17 protein-coding genes and 1 tRNA gene are annotated in these 15448 nt (G+C 61.5%); 12 read left to right on the top strand and 6 right to left on the bottom strand.

What is annotated here, in order from left to right:
• Positions 1–60: 60 nt before the first annotated feature.
• Entirely contained in the window at positions 61–2001 is a 1941-nt protein-coding gene (locus tag ACB037_RS14250; protein WP_029314665.1) for a bifunctional diguanylate cyclase/phosphodiesterase, read from the bottom strand.
• 148 nt (positions 2002–2149) lie between these two features.
• On the opposite strand from ACB037_RS14250, the gene ACB037_RS14245 reads away from it, so the two are divergent.
• The 4 genes from ACB037_RS14245 to ACB037_RS14230 all read left to right on the top strand — a co-directional run bounded on the left by ACB037_RS14245 (position 2150) and on the right by ACB037_RS14230 (position 5433).
• A complete protein-coding gene (locus tag ACB037_RS14245) occupies positions 2150–2872 on the top strand; it encodes a DUF2982 domain-containing protein (RefSeq protein ID WP_275058586.1) in 723 nt (240 codons plus the stop codon).
• Positions 2873–2955: 83 nt separating this feature from the next.
• Positions 2956–3900, top strand: coding sequence for a LysR family transcriptional regulator (locus tag ACB037_RS14240; protein ID WP_171865345.1), 945 nt, complete (start codon positions 2956–2958; stop codon positions 3898–3900).
• A 46-nt stretch (positions 3901–3946) separates the two neighbouring features.
• Positions 3947–4969, top strand: coding sequence for a response regulator (locus ACB037_RS14235; protein WP_029314668.1), 1023 nt, complete (start codon positions 3947–3949; stop codon positions 4967–4969).
• 32 nt (positions 4970–5001) lie between these two features.
• The gene (locus ACB037_RS14230; protein ID WP_010675014.1) at positions 5002–5433 is read left to right on the top strand and encodes a PAS domain-containing protein; all 432 of its coding nucleotides are present in this window, start codon (positions 5002–5004) and stop codon (positions 5431–5433) included.
• A 63-nt stretch (positions 5434–5496) separates the two neighbouring features.
• Here ACB037_RS14230 and ltaE read toward each other — a convergent pair whose 3' ends face one another.
• The 3 genes from ltaE to ACB037_RS14215 all read right to left on the bottom strand — a co-directional run bounded on the left by ltaE (position 5497) and on the right by ACB037_RS14215 (position 7790).
• Positions 5497–6513 (bottom strand): low-specificity L-threonine aldolase, encoded by a 1017-nt coding sequence (gene ltaE / locus ACB037_RS14225; RefSeq protein ID WP_113070137.1) that lies wholly within the window; start codon positions 6511–6513, stop codon positions 5497–5499.
• Positions 6514–6599: 86 nt separating this feature from the next.
• On the bottom strand, positions 6600–7307 hold the full coding sequence (locus ACB037_RS14220; RefSeq protein WP_371175463.1) for a short-chain dehydrogenase: 708 nt from the start codon (positions 7305–7307) through the stop codon (positions 6600–6602).
• A gap of 75 nt (positions 7308–7382) precedes the next feature.
• Positions 7383–7790: a transcriptional regulator gene (locus tag ACB037_RS14215; protein WP_039038703.1), complete on the bottom strand. Its 408-nt coding sequence runs from the start codon at positions 7788–7790 to the stop codon at positions 7383–7385.
• Between the two features lie 166 nt (positions 7791–7956).
• Between ACB037_RS14215 and ACB037_RS14210 the strand changes: the two genes are divergently transcribed.
• On the top strand, positions 7957–8856 hold the full coding sequence (locus ACB037_RS14210; RefSeq protein WP_103243005.1) for an aldo/keto reductase family oxidoreductase: 900 nt from the start codon (positions 7957–7959) through the stop codon (positions 8854–8856).
• Between the two features lie 69 nt (positions 8857–8925).
• Here ACB037_RS14210 and ACB037_RS14205 read toward each other — a convergent pair whose 3' ends face one another.
• Complete coding sequence (locus ACB037_RS14205) at positions 8926–9204, bottom strand: RNA-binding protein (protein WP_029314670.1); 279 nt, start codon at positions 9202–9204, stop codon at positions 8926–8928.
• Between the two features lie 212 nt (positions 9205–9416).
• Positions 9417–9959, bottom strand: a complete 543-nt coding sequence (locus tag ACB037_RS14200) for a hypothetical protein (RefSeq protein ID WP_371175462.1) — start codon at positions 9957–9959, stop codon at positions 9417–9419.
• Between the two features lie 174 nt (positions 9960–10133).
• Between ACB037_RS14200 and mepA the strand changes: the two genes are divergently transcribed.
• The 7 genes from mepA (at position 10134) to ACB037_RS14165 (ending at position 15260) form a co-directional block, all read left to right on the top strand.
• Positions 10134–10877 (top strand): penicillin-insensitive murein endopeptidase, encoded by a 744-nt coding sequence (gene mepA / locus ACB037_RS14195; RefSeq protein ID WP_041215028.1) that lies wholly within the window; start codon positions 10134–10136, stop codon positions 10875–10877.
• A 42-nt stretch (positions 10878–10919) separates the two neighbouring features.
• Positions 10920–11525 carry a LemA family protein gene (locus ACB037_RS14190; RefSeq protein ID WP_371175461.1) on the top strand — a complete coding sequence of 202 codons (606 nt, stop codon included), beginning with the start codon at positions 10920–10922 and terminating at the stop codon, positions 11523–11525.
• Entirely contained in the window at positions 11522–12256 is a 735-nt protein-coding gene (locus ACB037_RS14185) for a YgcG family protein (protein ID WP_041211561.1), read from the top strand. Before ACB037_RS14190 ends, ACB037_RS14185 begins: the two co-directional genes overlap by 4 nt.
• Positions 12257–12278: 22 nt before the next feature.
• On the top strand, positions 12279–12896 hold the full coding sequence (locus ACB037_RS14180; RefSeq protein WP_039038708.1) for a TPM domain-containing protein: 618 nt from the start codon (positions 12279–12281) through the stop codon (positions 12894–12896).
• A gap of 177 nt (positions 12897–13073) precedes the next feature.
• A tRNA-Ser gene (locus tag ACB037_RS14175) sits at positions 13074–13161 on the top strand.
• A gap of 487 nt (positions 13162–13648) precedes the next feature.
• Entirely contained in the window at positions 13649–14407 is a 759-nt protein-coding gene (locus ACB037_RS14170) for a flagellar motor protein (RefSeq protein WP_029314677.1), read from the top strand.
• Positions 14385–15260, top strand: a complete 876-nt coding sequence (locus tag ACB037_RS14165; protein ID WP_010675026.1) for a flagellar motor protein MotB — start codon at positions 14385–14387, stop codon at positions 15258–15260. The genes ACB037_RS14170 and ACB037_RS14165 overlap by 23 nt, the downstream gene beginning before the upstream one ends.
• The last annotated feature ends 188 nt before the right edge of the window (positions 15261–15448 follow it).

The raw sequence follows: 15448 nt of genomic DNA, 5'->3' as shown, positions 1-15448 counted from the left end.
TTTAATTTGGCATCTCGCACTTCATAAATGGGAGATGCCGCACATTTATCGACAACTTGCTCAATGGTTTGCGAGGGGGTAGCGACCCAGCCGGCACTGTACAGCGAACCCCGCCGCCGCCACCTCTTCCGGGGTCATGGGACGGCTGAACAGGAACCCCTGGAAGACATGGCAACCCTGGGTCTGCAGGGCCGCGAGCTCGTGCTCCTCCTCCACCCCTTCCGCCAGGATCCCGAGCCCCAGACTGGTGGCCATGGCCACCGTCGCCCGGATCACCGGCAGGTTGAGTCCCACCACGAAGGAGCGGTCCAGCTTGATGGTGTCGATGGGCAACCGGTTGAGGTAGGCCAGGGAGGAGTAGCCCGTCCCGAAGTCGTCGATGGCGATCTTGATCCCCTGCTCGCTCAGGGCGTCGAGGATCTCGATGCACCCCTTCATGTCGAGCATCAGCACCGTCTCGGTCAGCTCCAGGGTCAGCAGCGCCGCCTCCACCGAGAATACCTCGAGCAGTTGGGCCACCAGCTCCGGCAAACTGGCAGAGAGCTGGAAGCCCGAGAGATTGACTGACACCGGCACCCTCACCCCGTCCTGTCGCTGCCACTCCCCCATCTGGGCCAATGCGGTGGAAAGCACCCAGCTTCCGATTTCCCGGATGAGCCCCATCTCTTCGGCCAGCGGAATGAACTCCGCCGGCGACACATGGCCAAGCACGGGATTGTACCAGCGTACCAGGGCCTCGAAACCGATGACCCGACCTTGCGCCACATCTACCTGGGGCTGATAGCGCAGGCTGAGCTCCCCCCGCCCGACGGCCTTGGCCAGGAACTGCTTCAGGGTCAGCTTGCGATGCAGGCTTTGCTGCATGCTGGGGGTGAAGCGCTGCCAGCGAAGTCGCCCCATCTGCTTGGCCTGGTACATGGCCATGTCGGCACGGGTGATGAGGTTGTCGCCGTCATCCGCGTCGTCCGGGTAGATGGCGATGCCGATGCTGCCGCCGATGGTGACCTCGGGGACACCACTCAGCTGCAGTGGCTTGCTCATCTGGGAGAGCATGAGATCCGCCACCTCCTGGGCCCGATCGCTCGCCTGGTTGAGGGGCACCAGGGCGGTGAACTCGTCCCCGCCAAGGCGCGCCAGCTCCACGTCCCGCGGGCAGATCTGCTTGAGCCGTCCGGCGACCCGCTCCAGCAGGCGATCCCCGGCCTTGTGGCCGTAGTTGTCATTGACCAGCTTGAAGTTGTCCAGATCCATGAACACCAGGGCAAAGCGCCCCCCGAGGCCGCAATAGGCTTCCAGGGATTTCATCAGGCCGTAGCGATTGAGCAGCCCGGTGAGGGAGTCGTGCCAGGCCAGGTGGCGATGCTCCAGCTCTTCGAGCTTGCGATCCGTGATGTCCCGCATGGTCAGCAGGATCCGTGCCCCCTGCTGGATATGGCGAAACTGGTACTGGAACCAGCGCATCCCCTTCTGGGTGCGACACTCCCCTTCGGCCACCACTTCGTCCAGACGGGAGAGGCGACGATAGAAGGCCTCGTCCGCACCGGAGAAGATCTGGGGCAGCGTCAGAATGCCGGTGCCAAAGCACATGTCGAAGTGATGGTTGCCGCTCTCGAGGCGCCCCTCGTTGTCAAAGAGACAGGCCAGGGTGTCGCCGGTGGCGAGGGAGGACTCCTGATAGAGGGTGTCGGCATCGATGACCGCTTCCGCCATCATCATCTGCCTTCCGGCAAGCTGGATCCCGGAAAGACGCAGATAGACCTGCTTCTTGACCCCCTTGGGCGAGAGGGTCCACCACTCGTTGTAACTGCGCTCCTGCTGGAAATCGCCGAGATAGCGCTGCAGCAGCAGATCGATGGCGGCGGCCATGTCGGCGGAGAAATCCCGGGACTTCAGCTCGGCCAGGGAGCTCGCCTCCCAGAGCCCGAGGGCAGCATCGTTGGCCCAGTAAATATGATGACGCTGGATGTCATAGACCCAGACCGGCGTGTGGAGGACATCCATCACGGTGAGCAGGCGTTCGTCTAGCGTATTCATGTTGAGTGATGATTCATGCTGAAAGCTCATGGTCGAACCAGTCGCTTGCGCCCCCTGACAGGAGCATTCACGCTGGTACAAAATCCGTTCCGGCCCATAATCGGATAACAAACGGATGAAAAAAGGCCGAAATCATATGAAAACGCTACATGTGATCCCCATGGTACGAAGAAATGGACTCACACTGGTATTGTTGGGCATGGTGATAACCATTGCTATGATTTTTATACTTTTTTTTCTTCGTGAACAACTACTAATCCCCGCCATTTCCCTCCTCCTGGCGGGTCTGATGACAATTCTTGTCGGGGTTTGGAAACTGGGTGAGCCTCATTTTAGTCTCTCTTTGTGTCAGGACTGCCTGCAATACCATCACAAGTACGGCGGCTGGATCCTGAAATGGAGAAATATTCAGCGAATTGACCAACCACGTATCCATTTGGGGTGGGATCTGGTGGAGCTGCCCTACATCGGCTTGAAAATAAAGGATTACGACGCTTTTTTGACGCTGATCACACCCCGGCTCGCCGTCCGTCTGCTGACCGAGCAGCGCGCCGTGCTGATGCAGGCCATGCGAAGCGAGCGCTCCGACTGCCCGACCGGAGGGTGCGGCAGTGGGCTCCTGGGAGAGGGACTGCTGGAGGAGAGCCGCTTCTGCTCACCCTCCGGCCAGCGCTATGAGGGGGTGATCGCCATGCTCGGCAACCGCATGGCACGGCTGCGTGATCTGTTGGGGTACGATCTGCTGGTGCCCGACAACAGCCTGGACAGATCCCCTGAAGATTTCGTCCATCTGCTCCAGCAATACCAGCGCGAGTCGAATCTAATCCAGATCAATTAAACGCCGGATTGCGCTTGCCAAGCCCGGTGACTCTTCATAAGGTCACTGGCTTGTTACAGCCAGAACACCCCCTAAAACCGCTTATGAAGTACATCGAAGAGTTCTATCTGTTCGTCAAGGTGGTGCAAGAGGGCGGTTTCTCCCACGCCGCCGCTGCGCTGGGCATGCCGACCGGCACCATCAGTCGACGTATCTCCCAACTGGAAGAGCAGCTCGGATGCAGCCTGCTGCACAGATCCACCCGCAAGCTGCGTCTCACGGACGAAGGGCTGCGCTATTACGAGCGCCTCTGTACCCCCCTTGCGGAAATAGAGCAGGCCACCGGCGAAATTCGGGGTGAGGAGACGGACATCAGCGGCCTCATCCGCCTCGCGGCCCCCATCGCCCTCTCCAACACCATCCTGGTCGACATGCTGGTGGACTTCGGCCTGCGCTATCCCGGGGTACAGTTCGACATCCGCCAGTCCAACGATCATGCCCTCCAGGCGGATCAGGACAGGGACCTGGTCTTTTTCAACGGCGAGCTTCCCCAGACCCTGCCCAACGCCCTCTGTCTGGGTCACATCCAGTACGGTCTGTTCGCCTCCCCCCTCTATCTGGAGAAGATGGGTGTGCCCTCCCACCCGACCCAGCTGGAAGAGCACGATCTCATCTACTGCTGGCCCCACCAGCACTGGCAACTGAACGGGCGGGACGAACAGACGGTCTGCATCAAGCGCACACCCCGCCTTTGCATCGACCAGACCCAGGCCGCCGTACGGGCAGCCCAGCGCCACCTCGGCATCGTCAACGCCCCGCAGCACTATGTGCACCCCTTCCTGCAAGATGGTCAGCTCGTCCCCGTTCTGCCTGACTGGCAGTCGGGAAAACGTCCCTTCTACATGCTCCATTGCCAGCCCCGGTTCACCCCGTTGCGTGTTAAGATGTTCGCCGATTTCGTCGAGAAGCACTCCGAGCGCTATCGCACCCGTCAGCAGAACGATCAATTTTCACCGGCGCAGCCGCTGCCCGTTGCATCTGACGGCTGATGACCCACACTTAGCGCAATCCTCGTTGCACAGGTCGGCTAACACTATGAATGTATTGATATGTGATGACTCCGGGTTCGCGCGCAAACAGCTGGTGCGCGCCCTGCCCGCCGATTGGGGTGTCACCTTGCACCAGGCCGCGGACGGACTGGAAGGGGTCGAGCAGATCCTGATGGGGCACGGGGACCTGATCTTTCTCGATCTCACCATGCCGGAGATGGACGGTTATGGCGTGCTCGAGACCCTCAAGCGAGAGGGGGTGCGCAGCAAGGTGATCGTGGTTTCCGGCGACATCCAGCCGGAAGCCCATGAGCGTGTCATGGCTCTTGGCGCCCTCGATTTCATCAAGAAGCCGGCTTCCCCGGACACCCTCCTTGCCTTGCTCAAGCGCCACGGTCTGTGGCAATCAGCCACCCAGGTGACGGCCATCCAGCACCAGCCCGTCGCCAGCCACCAGGCTGCCCAGAGCAGCATCCAGTTCACCCCCGAGCTGCGGGATGTCTATCAGGAGCTGGCCAACGTCGCCATGGGCCAGGGGGCGGATCTGCTGGCCCGCCTGCTCGGCGCCTTCGTGCTGCTCCCCATCCCCAACGTCAACGTGCTGGAGGTCTCCGAGCTGCACATGGCGCTCTCGGCCGCCGCCGAGTCGGAGACGCTCTCTGCGGTCTGTCAGGGCTTTATCGGGGCCGGGATCGCCGGGGAGGCCCTGCTGCTGTTCCACGATGCCAGCTTCCAGGACCTGGCCCGCCTGATGAACCATCAGGGGGAGCTGGATCACGGCGCCGAGCTGGAACTGCTGATGGACACCGCCAACGTGCTGATTGGCGCCTTCTTGCGCGGCTATGCCAACCAGCTCGACACCCCTTTTAGCCAGGGTCACCCCGTGGTGCTTGGCCAGCACAGGCCCATTCAGGATCTCATTCGGACCAACCAGAGCCGCTGGCGCCGCACTCTGGCCATCGAGATCAACTATCGGGTGCAGGGCTATGCGGTGCAGTGCGATCTCTTGCTGCTGTTTACCGAAGATTCCATCGCCACCATGAACAACAAGATCATGCACATGCTCTGACCGCCCCGCGGCAGCAACCACCAGGAGTGACCATGGACATTCGGGAGTTTCATTGGCTGATGAACATCGTCCAGAATCTGGACGTGGGGCTGGTCGTGCTCGACAGGGAGTACCGGATCCAGGTGTGGAACGGCTTCATGGAGAGTCACAGCGGCCGGCTGGCAGGCGAAGTGCGCGATCAGGGGCTGTTCTCGCTCTTCCCCGATGTGGACAAGACCTGGTTCGAGCGCAAGGCCAACATGGTGTTCAAGCTCAACAACCGTGCCTTCAGCACCTGGGAGCAGCGCCCCTACCTGTTGCGCTTCTCCAACTACCGCCCCATCACGGGATCGGCCCCCTACATGTACCAGAACCTGACCCTGGTGCCGCTGGCCGACTTCGCCGGAGAGGTCACCCACCTGGCCATCATGATCTATGACGCCACCGACGAGGCCATGCTGATCACCGGCCAGCGCCAGGGATGACCGACCCGGCCATGACAACAAGGGCGCCCGATGGCGCCCTTGTTGTTGCGATAGGAAATGGCGTCAGCCACTCAGGTACTCGGTGAAGGCGTCGATCACCTCGTCGATGTCATCGTCGGTGATCTGCAGGTGGGTCACCAGCCTGAGCTCCCCGTAGCCGGAGAAGAGAATACCGCGCTCCTTCATGAAACCCAGCAAGGTGGCGGGATCTCCCTGGGTCAGGCGCAGGAATACCATGTTGGTCTGCACCTCCCCCATGTTGAGTGTGATGCCTGGCAACGCGGCCAGCCCCTCTGCCAGACGCCTGGCGCGGCGATGATCATCCGCCAGCCGGGCAACGTGCTGATCCAGCGCGAACAGGGCGGCCTGGGCCAGGATCCCTCCCTGGCGCATGCCGCCCCCCAGCATCTTGCGCAGCCGTCTGGCGCGGGCGATGAACGCAGCCGATCCCACCAGCAGGGAACCCACCGGTGCTCCCAGTCCCTTGGAGAGGCAGACAGAGATGCTGTCAAAAGGCGCCGCGATGGCGGCCACCGGCTCCCCGCTCGCCACCACCGCATTGAAGAGGCGCGCCCCGTCCAGGTGCAGCTTCAACCCCTTCTCGTCGACGAATTCGCGCATGGCGCGCAGGTAGGTCAATGGCAGCACCTTGCCGTTATGGGTATTTTCCAGGCAGACGAGGCGCGTCTGGACGAAATGGGGATCATCGGGAGCGATGGCCCCCCGCACATCCTCGATGGCCAGAGTGCCGTCCGCCTGCATGGGGACCGATTGCAGGGCCACCGAGCCCAGCACGGCAGAGCCCTGGGCCTCGTAGCGATAGATGTGGGAAGCCGCCCCCAGCACGGCTCCTTCCCCACGCTGGCAGTGACTCATCATGGCCAGCAGGTTGGACATGGTGCCGGAGGGCACGAACAGAGCCGCCTCCTTGCCAAGCAGTTCGGCGCCGCGGCGCTCCAGCGCATTGATGCTGGGATCTTCCCCATAGACATCGTCTCCCACCTCGGCATGCAGCATGCTCTGGCGCATGGCTTCCGTGGGTTGGGTCACGGTATCACTTCGTAAATCGATATAGCGCATGTCATCCTCCTGATGCAGGACGATGACATTAACCAGCCGACACCCGGCTGGCAAGAAACGGCAAGCGGGAATGTGAGCCCGGCGGCTCACCAGGGCAGCGACTGACCCTGCAGATCCACGAAACGGCCCGAGTGCGCGGGCGTCAGTGTGGCCATCAGATCCAGCAGGCGGACGGCGACCTCGGCGGGGTCCTGCAGCAAGGTGGGATCCATCTCCTGAAGAAAAGGTTGCTGCATGGGGGTATTCATGAGGCCGGGATGCACGGTGATGACACCGGCGCCGGGAAAACGTCCTGCCCACTCACCCGCCAGGATCCGGGATCCCATGTTGAGGGCGGCCTTGCTCATGCGGTAGCTGTAGTGGCACATGGCCTCCTCGCCCCCCTCCTCCAGGCTTCCCGCCCGATCCGAGAGGGTGCAGAGCCAGAGCGTGCTCTGGGGCATCATGCGCCGGCTGAGGTTGGCACCAAGGGCCAGGTGGGGCCAGGCATTGGCCAGCAGACTCTCTTCGAGCCATTGGGGGGTCACCTCCTCCACCCGCCGCTCCGGCATGTGGGCAAGATCATGGAGCAGGCCTATGGTGTTGATCACCACCGTCGGCAGGGTGGTGCTGTCATAGAGGGTGAAGAGGGCCTCGAAGGAGAGCGGGTCCACCTCCTGCAGCGGAAAATAGCAGGCAGGATCCAGCCCCCTGGGCAGTTGCCTGCCCGCCAGCAACCACTCTTCGCCCCGTCTGGCCAGCTCCCGTGCCAGCGCACTGCCCAACCCGCCACTGCCCAGGATCAGATAGCTCATCTGCGTGTCCTTGGATTTGATCACTGCTTAGAGGGTATCAGAAGAATGGCGGACTGCCGGGAGCACCCGTCAGGCTCAGGCCTCGGCCAGATGGCGCCCAAACTCCCGCGCCCGGGCCAGGTCCAGAAAACCGTCCGCCTGCTTGTGGCTGCGCAGGAACTGGTAATAGGCGAGCAGGGTCACCAGTTGCTCCTCGTCCGGCATGGGCTTTCCCGGACGGGTCTCCTGCACCAGCGCCCCCGCCGCCGCCAGCGCGTCCCTGTCCACCACCTCGGCCTGACGATAGAGATACCCGCAACCGGTGGCGAGCCACTCCAGCGAGCAGTTGGCCCCCATGGCAATCTGGTTCGCCTTGCCAAGGCCGGGCTCGGCCCCTTTCAGATACTTGCGGATCAGGGCTTCACTCAACCCCACCTTGCGGGCAAAAGCGCTCACGCTCCCCTCCCCGATCAGGCTTTGCAGCCTGGCGGCAAATCCTTCCATCACCCCTTCTCCTCTCACTGACACCGGGATCTTGACCCGTCGGAGTCAGAACCATAGTTCGAATTCGCGAAGGGGGCATTATTGCCTTGTCCGCCGGAAGAGACCAAGATGCTGGCACATGATTTTGCCCCTTTCTTTTCGCATTTTTATCTCCAGAGGAGTCACCATGTCCGTATCCCGTCTGGCCCTGCATGAGCAAGGCCCTACCTTCTCCCGCCTCATCATGGGCTACTGGCGCCTGATGGAGTGGCAGCTTTCCCCCGCCGCCCTGCTGGACCTGATGAAATATCACCTTGATCTCGGGGTCACCACCATCGATCACGCCGACATCTACGGTGGCTACCAGTGCGAGGAGGCCTTCGGCCATGCCCTGCGCCTGGAGCCCTCCCTGCGCGATCGCATGGAGATCGTCAGCAAGTGCGGCATCGCCCTCACCGCCAATCCGGCCCACGCCCTGAATCACTACAACACCGGCAAGGGACACATCGTCGCCAGTGCCGAAGCCTCCTTGCAAAAGCTCGGCACCGATCATCTGGATCTGTTGCTGATCCATCGCCCCGACCCCCTGATGAACGCCGACGAGGTGGCCGACGCCTTCATCACCCTCAAGCAGGCAGGCAAGATCAAGCACGCCGGGGTCTCCAACTTCACGCCCCACCAGTTCGCCCTGCTGCAATCCCGCCTGCCCTTCCCCCTGGTCACCAACCAGCTGGAGATCTCCCCGCTCCATCAGGAGGGGACGCTGGATGGTGCCCTGGATCAATGCCAACAACTGCGCATCAAGCCCATGGCCTGGTCCTGCCTTGGCGGCGGGCGGCTGTTCCATGCCCCCGACTATGCCCCGCTGCGGGCGGAACTCGAGCAGATCCGCCAGGAGGTGGGCGCCGACTGTCTGGAGCAGGTGGTCTACGCCTGGGTGATGATGCTGCCGAGTCAGCCGCTGCCCCTCATCGGCTCCGGCAAACGGGAGCGGATCGCCGCCGCCGTGGCAGCCGAGTCCATTGAGCTCACTCGCCAGCAGTGGTTCCGCATCCGCAAGGCCGCTCTGGGTTATGACGTTCCCTGAGTCTGCACCAGACCCTGAAAACAAAAACGGCATGGAGGATTCCATGCCGTTTTCCGTTATCGAGACGATTCAACGATGGCGCTGGGGGCGACCACGGGGTGCATCCGTCTTCGGTTTGGCCTGATTGACCGTGATGGTGCGGCCGCCGACCTCGGTGCCGTGCAACTCGGCGATGGCCTTCTCGGCCTCACCATTGACCGGCATTTCAATGAAACCAAACCCCTTGGACTGACCGGTATCGCGGTCGATGATGATATCGACCTTGTCTACCTGCCCAAATTGGCTGAACACGGTTGTCAGTTCGTCGGCCGTCATCCGGTACGACAGATTACCTACGTAAATCTTCATGCCATCCACTCTCGATTCAAGGTGCCTTATCTATGCATCCACCGACCTGGGAGTAAGGGCACAACCCCCCTGCCGGACCAGCCACGGCATCATGCCATGGCACTTCCAGCTTCGTATCCCAAGTCCTTGATCTCTTGGGTTATCAGAGCAGGAAAGATCAAATCGAATCAGAGGCAGTATCTGAGCATTGGGATGAATTGTCGAGAAAATAGTCAGAGTGGGTGCAGTTCGGCCAGCAATGTGCCGAGGGCACGACGCCCATGCCAGGCACGTTTGAACCCGAATCGATAGACCCCGGGGGCCACTTCGTGAGTCCCTTCCCGGGACAACCCGAGCAGGCTGGTGGCCGTCGCCAGGGTCACCTCATCCAGCCCGAGATCCAGGCTGAAATCGAGCCACTGGCCATCGTGTCCCACCTTGCGATCCCGCTCCATGTCCACCAGCACAGCTCTGGGCAGCGCCAAGGCCCGGTCTTCGCCACCATTGAGCAGATAGAGATGGCGTTCATCCCAGGCAAGCTCCGCCAGACGCCAGCGCTGCCAGTTGCGCGGCAACACCATCATCACCAGCACGATACCGCCAAAGACCACCCCGACCCAGGGCAGCAGGCCCATGTCGGGATATCCCAGCCAGAGGGCGGCCACCACAGTGGCGAGACTCGCCAGCAACAGGCAGATCATCACCCCGTAAAACCGCCGGGCCGGGGGCATCAGCCAGCGCACGTTCTCTTGCGCTGCCAGCTCACTGACTCTCATCTTCTCTTCTCCTTCTGTGATGCGAACGGCCTTGCCGTCGCTGCGTTGCCGCGCATTGTGCGCGAGCGACGCGCCGCGATGCAACCGCCACCGCGACACGGATGACGGCCAGCCGCCACTCTTGGTATGCTTGGGGCTGTCTGAGCCCGCACTGGGCGCCATCCCGGGAGTCCCATGTTCGCCACCGCCCTGCTCTTGTCCGCGAGCACACTCTATGCCGAGGCCATCGGCGGCTACTCCGCCGGCTGCCTGAAAAATGCCGTGGCCCTGCCCCTCGAAGGTCCTGGTTATCAGGTGATCCGCACCAAACGGCTGCGCTATTACGGTCACCCCGACCTCATCCATTACCTGCAGCATCTGGCCAACCAGACCAGACTGGCCGGCATGCCGGATCTCTATATCGCCGACCTCGCCATGATGCATGGGGGGCCTTTTACCTCAGGTCATCGCAGCCACCAGACCGGCCTGGATGCCGACATCTGGTTCAGGATGGCTGACAGGCCCATTAGCCGCTGGGAGCAGGATGCCCCCAGGGAGTGGGCGCTGATCGATGAACCCAGCTACCGGATGCTGCCCGGTCGATTCGGCCCCAGGCAGCTCAATCTGCTGCGCCTTGCGGCTGATCGCCCCGAGGTGGCGCGTATCTTCGTCAACCCCGTCATCAAAGCCGAGGTGTGCAAACAGGCACCCGGTGAAGCCTGGGTCGGCAAGCTGCGCCCCTGGGTCGGCCACTTCAGCCACTTTCACGTGCGCCTGCGCTGCCCGGCAAACAGTCCGGACTGCCAGCCCCAGGCTCCCATTCCTCCTGGCAATGGCTGTGGGGAGGAGCTGGCCTCCTGGCTCAAGGACAAACCCCAGCTGCCCAAGGTGTCGATGAGCTACCGCGCCCCCCTGTTACCCAGGCGTTGTGAGGGCTGACCACAAGCTGTTATGGTGAACCTATTTCCGAGAGAAATATCAATGGAGAACAACAAGATGGCCACTTCACTCTGGCAACGTGGTACCCGTGCCCTGCTGACCCTGACCCTGCTGCTGGGTTTGACCGGCTGCGGCATGAACACCATTCCGACCCTGGATGAGCAGGTCAAGGCGAGCTGGGGACAGGTCGAGAACCAGTACCAGCGCAGGGCCGATCTCATTCCCAACCTGGTGGCCACCGTCAAGGGGTACGCCAGCCACGAGCAGGAGACCCTCAAGGCGGTCACCGATGCCCGTGCCCGAGTCGGCAGCGTGCAGGTGAGTGACCCCTCCCAGCTCAAGGCGTTCGAGGCGGCTCAGGAGCAGCTCTCCAGCGCCCTCTCCCGGCTGATGGTAGTGGTCGAGCGCTACCCGGATCTGAAGGCCAATCAGCAGTTCCTGACCCTGCAGGCCCAGCTGGAAGGCACCGAGAATCGCATCGCGGTGGCCAGACGGGATTACATCGAGGCAGTACGCCAGTTCAATACCGAGATCCGTACCTTCCCCGGGGTCATCTGGTCCAAGCTGCTTTACTCCGATCTGGAAGCCAAACCCACCTTCAGCGCCAAACCCGGTGCCGATGAGGCGCCCAAGGTCAGCTTCCAATGAACGTGATGAGACGCTGGCTGGCGCTCTGTCTGCTGCTCTGTGCCACGGCACTGCATGCCGCCCCCGATTTCCCGGCCCTGACCGGGCGGGTGGTGGACGAGGCCAATTTGATGTCCCGCAAGCAGGCCCACCAGCTCGCACAGCAACTGGCCGTCTTCGAGAAGCGCAGCGGCGTCCAGCTGGTGGTGGTCTCCATCGACACGCTGGCGGGGGATACCATCGAAGAGTACGGCTACCAGCTCGGTCGCCACTGGGGCATCGGCCAAAAAGGCAAGAACAACGGCGTGCTGCTGATCATCGCCCAGGACGAGCGCAAGGTGCGCATCGAGGTGGGTTATGGCCTGGAAGGTGCCCTGCCCGACGCCATCGCCGCCAATATCATCCAGACCCGGATCCTGCCCGCCTTCAAGCGCGGTGACATGGTGGCCGGCATCCTCGCCGGCAGCCAGGGCATCATGCAGGCCCTGGCCGGGGAGTATCAGCCCGTGGACAACACCAGCAAGGCCGACAAGCAGGGAGGTCCCTGGCTCTTCATCCTGGTGGTGATTGCGATGATCGTGCTGCACAACCTGCGCGGCGGCGGCGGTGGGCCGGGAGGACGTCGCCGGGCCGCCTACATGGCCGGTGGATTCGGTGCCGGCTCCTTTGGCGGCCGCACTGGCGGTGGTGGTGGCGGTTTCAGTGGTGGCGGCGGCAGCTTTGGCGGCGGCGGTGCATCTGGCGGTTGGTAATCAGGGAAAAAGAGACAACAAGATGATTTCGAAACAGTTTTTCCACACCTTGCAGGCCAGGGTTCGACAGGCCGAGCAGGCCACGGATGCCGAACTGGTCACCGTGCTGGCCCCGGCCAGCGATGGCTATCGCTATATTCCGACCCTGTGGGCCGCCCTGCTCGCCATGCTCACCCCCCTGCTGGTCTTCCAGCTCGGCTTCTGGCTTGGCTGGTACGAGATCCTGCTGGTGCAGTGGTCGGTCTGGTTGCTGCTGAGCCTGCTGTTCCACTGGACGCCCATCAAGATGCGGCTCATTCCCCACAAGGTACGCCGTCACCGGGCCGCCTTGATGGCCCGACTGCAGTTTGTCGAGCAGGGACTTCACCGCACCCGGGACCGGCTCGGGGTGCTTATCTTCGTCTCGGTGGCGGAGCACTATGTGGAGATCCTGGTAGACGACGGGATCGCTCAGCACATCGACAACACCCAATGGCAGCAGATCATCGACGACTTCGTGGTTCGGGTACGCAACAAGGAGGTCGAGCAGGGGTTTCTGGAGTGCGTGGAGCGCACCAGCGCCATTCTGACCGACGCCTTCCCCGCCACCCGGGATCAGAACGAGCTGCCTGACAGCCTGATCATTCTCGACAAGCCTTGAACGGGATTAAAAAACCGGCATTCTGTTCAAGGGATAGGCACTCGATAAAGATTATGAAAAATAAGGGGAAAAGTGGTTGACCCAGGCAGCCCTTTCCCCTAAATTACGCCCCGTTCCAGCGCAACGGCGCAGCGAACACCGTGTTGGCTGAACACGTTAAATCACAGACCTGAATTTGGTGAGGTGTCCGAGTGGCTGAAGGAGCACGCCTGGAAAGTGTGTATACGGCAACGTATCGAGGGTTCGAATCCCTCCCTCACCGCCAAATTGTAAAAACCGACCTCAGGGTCGGTTTTTTGCATCAAGGCGTCTGCCAACCCCCTGGCAGGAGAAACCCGTCATCGGCGGGGCCAGAAAAAACGGCTTGCCGCGATACCTGGCCAAGTGCCGCCCAGCCAATCCCACCCCTTCCGCCTCTCTGCTCTCTGCCGACAGGGGATATGCCCCGAGGGCAGCCAGCCCTCTCTCGTTGACAGCGCATTACGCCAATCAAAGAGAAAATGACGATATAAATAACCAACACCCTCTCACAGATAGCACAGTATATTGTGATATCACTTGGATAACCGCCTCGTCCTGCCATGCCGGCACCGTCAACCTGCTCTGCAGATCAGGCGGCACAGGCCGATGCCACCGGACACTACCGGGTCTGCGCAACCTCTCGGATATTGCTCACCGATTGGATATCGTTTTGAAAAACTGATAGTTAAATGGCTACACTAGCCTCACACATCGCATAGGGATATGGACAAATGAGTCTTATTGGCTTGCTGCTGGCCCTGGCAGCCATTCTGGGTGGCAACATGATAGAAGGGGGGCACCCCAGCGCCCTGCTCGATCTGCCCGCCTTTCTCATCGTGATCGGCGGTACCGTCGGTGCCGCACTGACCCAGTTTCCTTTCTCCGTGGTTGGTAAAACCCTCAAGCGCTTCAAGTGGCTCATCACTCCCCTGCGCCTCGACATGCTGGAGCAGGCCCAACTGCTTGAAACCCTGGCGGGCAATGCACGGCGCAGTGGCATGCTGGCACTGGAGGGCATGATCGACGACATCAAGGATCCCTTCCTGCAAAAAGGGGTACAGATGATGGTCGATGGCTACGAGAAGACCAAAATCCACGAGGTACTGGAAAACGAGATCGAGTTCGAGCAGGAAGATATCGAACAGACCGTCAAATTCTACGAGGCCATGGGGGGCTACTGCCCGACCATGGGGATCGTCGGGGCCGTATTTGGCCTCATTCACGCCATGGGCCTGCTGGATGCCCCCGACAAGCTGGGGGGCGCCATCGCGGTGGCCTTTATCGCCACCATCTACGGGGTGTCGGCCGCCAACCTCATCTTCCTGCCCTTCGGCAACCGCTACAAGTCGTTTGCCCACCAGATCCGCCACTACAAGGAGATGACCCTCACCGGCATCCTCTGCATCGTGGACGGCGAGTCACAGCAACGGCTGCAAGTGACCCTTGAGCCTTACCTCGGAGGCCACGGTGGCGAAAAAGAAAAAGGCTGAGGCGCCGGAGAACCACGAACGCTGGCTGGTCTCCTACGCCGACTTCATGACACTGCTGTTCGCCCTGTTCGTGGTGCTCTACTCCTTCGCCATGGCCAAGCAGTCGGAGACTCGCGTGCTCATTCAGGGCTTTATCGAATCTCTTGGCAAGATAGGGCTGGTCTCCCTTCCCGCCGGCTCCCCCGTGATGCAGGGGGGCACAGGCATACTGGAACCCGAGTCCAAGACCACCCCCAATACCTCCCAGAAAGAGCAGGTGCTGGATACCCAGACGCCCGCAGCGGCGGCCGACCCTTTCAACGAGACCATCGGCTCCTCGGAGAAACCTACGGCCACGGAGTCCTGGCCCCACAAGACCAAGGAGCAGGATTGGGTCACGGTCACCAAGCAGAAGCTGGATCAGCAGCTCAAGAGCCAAATCGAGTCCAAGGAGATCGAGGTGGAGCAGCTTGGCAGCCAACTGGTGATCCGCATCGGCGAGAAGACCTTGTTCCCGGCCGACTCCGCCTTCTTGCAGCCCCAGTTCATTCCCCTGGTCAACAAGGTCTCGGACGTGCTGGCGGACATTCCCGGCATGGTGGTGGTCACCGGTCACACCGACAACTCCCAGGCGCCGGTGGAGCTCTATCGCAACAACTGGGAGCTGTCGGTGCTGCGGGCGGCCACCATCACCCACACCCTGCTGACCAACCCCAAGCTGGATTCACGACGGCTGATCGCCCAGGGGGTGGCGGATACCCAACCCCGTTATCCGAACGATACCCCGGCTCACCGCCAGGCCAACCGCCGGGTGGAGATCGTGCTCTCCCAGGGCAAGGCGGCAGAGCAGAGCCTCCCCGTTCTCCAACCCTGAAACAGACCCCGCCATGCGGGGTCTTTTGTTTCCTGCCATCCACCGGATTTTCAAACTATCCGGTTTTTTTCTGCTAAATAAAAACGATTGAAAACAATTCTCAAACGAGAAAGTTGACCCCGCTAGCAAAACACAATTTTCATCCCGTTGATTAATAATTAATCCTTTGAAATGACATGTAAATCAGT

It is taken from the genome of Aeromonas sp. S19(2024) (genome assembly GCF_041402625.1).
GTDB classification, from domain to species: domain Bacteria; phylum Pseudomonadota; class Gammaproteobacteria; order Enterobacterales; family Aeromonadaceae; genus Aeromonas; species Aeromonas caviae.
This window is presented reverse-complemented; position numbering and strand designations above follow the sequence as displayed.

Bases quoted from the DNA above. Each gene is read 5' to 3' on its own strand.
- ACB037_RS14250 (WP_029314665.1), bottom strand. From the start codon at position 2,001: ATGGATGTCCTCCACACGCCGGTCTGGGTCTATGACATCCAGCGTCAT.
- ACB037_RS14245 (WP_275058586.1), top strand. From the start codon at position 2,150: ATGAAAAAAGGCCGAAATCATATGAAAACGCTACATGTGATCCCCATG.
- ACB037_RS14240 (WP_171865345.1), top strand. From the start codon at position 2,956: ATGAAGTACATCGAAGAGTTCTATCTGTTCGTCAAGGTGGTGCAAGAG.
- ACB037_RS14235 (WP_029314668.1), top strand. From the start codon at position 3,947: ATGAATGTATTGATATGTGATGACTCCGGGTTCGCGCGCAAACAGCTG.
- ACB037_RS14230 (WP_010675014.1), top strand. From the start codon at position 5,002: ATGGACATTCGGGAGTTTCATTGGCTGATGAACATCGTCCAGAATCTG.
- ltaE (WP_113070137.1), bottom strand. From the start codon at position 6,513: ATGCGCTATATCGATTTACGAAGTGATACCGTGACCCAACCCACGGAA.
- ACB037_RS14220 (WP_371175463.1), bottom strand. From the start codon at position 7,307: ATGAGCTATCTGATCCTGGGCAGTGGCGGGTTGGGCAGTGCGCTGGCA.
- ACB037_RS14215 (WP_039038703.1), bottom strand. From the start codon at position 7,790: ATGGAAGGATTTGCCGCCAGGCTGCAAAGCCTGATCGGGGAGGGGAGC.
- ACB037_RS14210 (WP_103243005.1), top strand. From the start codon at position 7,957: ATGTCCGTATCCCGTCTGGCCCTGCATGAGCAAGGCCCTACCTTCTCC.
- ACB037_RS14205 (WP_029314670.1), bottom strand. From the start codon at position 9,204: ATGAAGATTTACGTAGGTAATCTGTCGTACCGGATGACGGCCGACGAA.
- ACB037_RS14200 (WP_371175462.1), bottom strand. From the start codon at position 9,959: ATGAGAGTCAGTGAGCTGGCAGCGCAAGAGAACGTGCGCTGGCTGATG.
- mepA (WP_041215028.1), top strand. From the start codon at position 10,134: ATGTTCGCCACCGCCCTGCTCTTGTCCGCGAGCACACTCTATGCCGAG.
- ACB037_RS14190 (WP_371175461.1), top strand. From the start codon at position 10,920: ATGGAGAACAACAAGATGGCCACTTCACTCTGGCAACGTGGTACCCGT.
- ACB037_RS14185 (WP_041211561.1), top strand. From the start codon at position 11,522: ATGAACGTGATGAGACGCTGGCTGGCGCTCTGTCTGCTGCTCTGTGCC.
- ACB037_RS14180 (WP_039038708.1), top strand. From the start codon at position 12,279: ATGATTTCGAAACAGTTTTTCCACACCTTGCAGGCCAGGGTTCGACAG.
- ACB037_RS14170 (WP_029314677.1), top strand. From the start codon at position 13,649: ATGAGTCTTATTGGCTTGCTGCTGGCCCTGGCAGCCATTCTGGGTGGC.